Annotated in this window: 5 protein-coding genes; all 5 read right to left on the reverse strand. The window is 52.0% G+C overall.

The window, feature by feature from the left end; all coding sequences use genetic code 11:
* Positions 1-345: hypothetical protein (locus NTD80_RS06570; protein WP_262132758.1), on the reverse strand; the 345-nt coding region annotated here is incomplete at its 3' end.
* Between the two features lie 60 nt (positions 346-405).
* Positions 406-825 (reverse strand): hypothetical protein, encoded by a 420-nt coding sequence (locus tag NTD80_RS06575; protein ID WP_262132759.1) that lies wholly within the window; start codon positions 823-825, stop codon positions 406-408.
* A 163-nt stretch (positions 826-988) separates the two neighbouring features.
* Positions 989-1,132, reverse strand: a complete 144-nt coding sequence (locus NTD80_RS06580) for a hypothetical protein (RefSeq protein WP_262132760.1) — start codon at positions 1,130-1,132, stop codon at positions 989-991.
* Positions 1,133-1,163: 31 nt separating this feature from the next.
* Positions 1,164-1,751, reverse strand: coding sequence for a hypothetical protein (locus NTD80_RS06585; protein ID WP_262132762.1), 588 nt, complete (start codon positions 1,749-1,751; stop codon positions 1,164-1,166).
* On the reverse strand, positions 1,748-2,264 hold a 517-nt coding region (locus NTD80_RS06590; RefSeq protein WP_262132764.1), incomplete at its 5' end, for an RHS repeat-associated core domain-containing protein. The genes NTD80_RS06590 and NTD80_RS06585, both read right to left, overlap by 4 nt.

Consider the following 2,264-nt stretch of genomic DNA (forward strand, 5'->3'; position numbering starts at 1 on the left):
TCGCAACCCCTGCCACACAAACTGCACATCGCTCTGCGCCTGTTCGTTGTCATTGCGATACACCCGTTTGCCGATGCGTCTTCCGAGCGGGTCGTAGCTGTACTCGCTTCGCAAACGTTGCCAACCCTGATCCTGCTCCACGCAGATCAGCCGCTGTTCGGCGTCGTAGCGAAAGCGCTGCACGGTATGGCTGCCGATGCGTTTTTCGCTCAGGCGGCCGAAGCGGTCATAGCGATAGCGTTTGTCCTCGAACACGTGCACGCGGTTGTGCTTGACGTAGCCGCCCATGCGGCCAGTGGGCAGCAGGTTGGCGGCGGCGTCGTAGTTGTACGTTTCGCGGTGCAACTCCGGGTTGTGCGGATTGCTTTGGCGGTGGTCGCGCAGGCGTTCGGTAGCGTCGTAGGTTTAGTGCTCGTTGCCCTCAACGCTTTTGCCGTGGCTCTGGCCGAGGAATCGCCCGAGCAGGCCGTCATCCGGCAGCGGTTGGCGGGGATCGCTGTCACCCCGGTGTTGGGTCTGGGTCAGGCGCTCGATGATCAGGTTGTCGCTGGCGTCGTATTGGTAGCGTTTATCCAGCAGCGGCAACTCTTCGCAGGCAGCGTTACGGTAGTGCAGGGCTTTCTGGCTGAGGCGACCGCTGCGGTCGTAGCGGGTGCGGGTCAGTAGACTGCCCTGGGTGCGCAGGACTTCGTCGTGCAGTTGATCGCGTTTGAAGTCGCAGATCACTCGGCCATTGAGGTTGAGTTGATGCAGATGGCCGCTGCCGTAGTACAGGTGGTTCAGTTGACGCTGGTCGGGCAGGGTTAGCGTTTCCAGATTGCCCAAGGCGTCGTAGAGATAGCCCAGTTCACCCGCGTCGCTGCCTTCGCTGAGCAGGTTGCCGCGTTGGTCGTAGCTGAAGGTGCTGGTGTGGCCGCCACGGTCGGTGATGCTGAGGGACAGGGCCCCGTGTTCGGTGTAGACGATGTGCTCCCAATGGTAGCGTTCCTCACGGCCGATGCTGTCGACGACGCGGGGTTTCGCCCTTGTTCAGGTCGTAATGAAAGTGATAGTCCTCGCCATCGCTGCCCCAGTGGCGGGTGACCCGCCATTCGTGGTCGGGTTGCGGTTCCAGCAACGGAGTAATGTACAAATGGTCGTTGAGTTTTTTGAGTGTTAGATGTTCATATGGTTTTCAATTCGTGGAACTCTAAAAATGAATGATCGAAGTCAAGGGATAATATTTTGTTTTTTAGTTTTTCGGTGATGACTATATTGAATGCATCTTTCCATTCTTTTAATCGAAATGAACTTAGCTCTTCAGGTATTTTCCCCAAGAAAATTGCGGGGGTTATAAAAAAGCGTGCTCTTTTACTCTCCCATTCTTCGGGTGAGTAGTTTTCCGGCCAAGGGTCGAATTCTGATGAGCTCCAATCCACACAGTCGATGTGGTTGTAAACGTGCATCAAAAGGTAAGTGTGCTGAATAGTGGGGTTTTTTATAGGCACGAGTTGGGTTCCTTCTCCATCTATGCTGTTAATGCCCTTTATGCTGGAATCGAAAGCAATAAATTGTGATCCGATTGTATTTATGGGAGGGATAGGCCCGTCTGTAAGTGGTTTGTAGGATAATGTTTTGGTTATTTTTTTGTCCGAATCTGATAGTGATATGGCGCTGATGGGGTCTGTGCCTTCAAATAATTTTGTTTGAGGGTTTAAATAACCAGCCCACTTTTTGCTTGATACATTTGGGTTGATTTTGAAGTATTTCATGGCGATACCTTTGTTAGTACGTTGTTTAGCCAAGTGCCAGGTGTGGTAGCTTCGTCTCTCAATTTACTCATCTCTTTAATGAAAGAATCTCGCCCTCGCTCACTTGCACGTTCTAAACGATCAAATATTTTTTGGTGCATGCCTTCTGGGTGGGGGCCTTTATGTCCAGGTACGTCTACTTTGTTTAATGGGTCGTTGAGCACATCTTTTCTTGATTTCCCATTTTTAAATTTACCCAGCCCATTTTGTTTAAATAAGGCTCTAAAACGGTCAGACCACACCTTGTGTTTATTGGTGGCAATATGGTGAGTTGGTGCGCAAGCTGAAAGCCCCCATGGATCAACCCAATCTACTGGATTCGGCGCATACTGATAGAGGTTCACCCCACCCAACAACCCAATCGGATCCGGCTGCGTAAACCGCCCCACATCCGCATCATAAAACCTGAAGGTGTTGTAGTGCAGCCCGGTTTCGCGGTCAAGGTACTGCCCCTGAAAGCGCAGGTTCTGCTCA

The organism is Pseudomonas sp. 13B_2.1_Bac1 (genome assembly GCF_025466155.1).
In the GTDB taxonomy this organism is placed as follows: domain Bacteria; phylum Pseudomonadota; class Gammaproteobacteria; order Pseudomonadales; family Pseudomonadaceae; genus Aquipseudomonas; species Aquipseudomonas aylmerensis.

Bases quoted from the DNA above. Each gene is read 5' to 3' on its own strand.
- NTD80_RS06585 (WP_262132762.1), bottom strand. From the start codon at position 1,751: ATGAAATACTTCAAAATCAACCCAAATGTATCAAGCAAAAAGTGGGCT.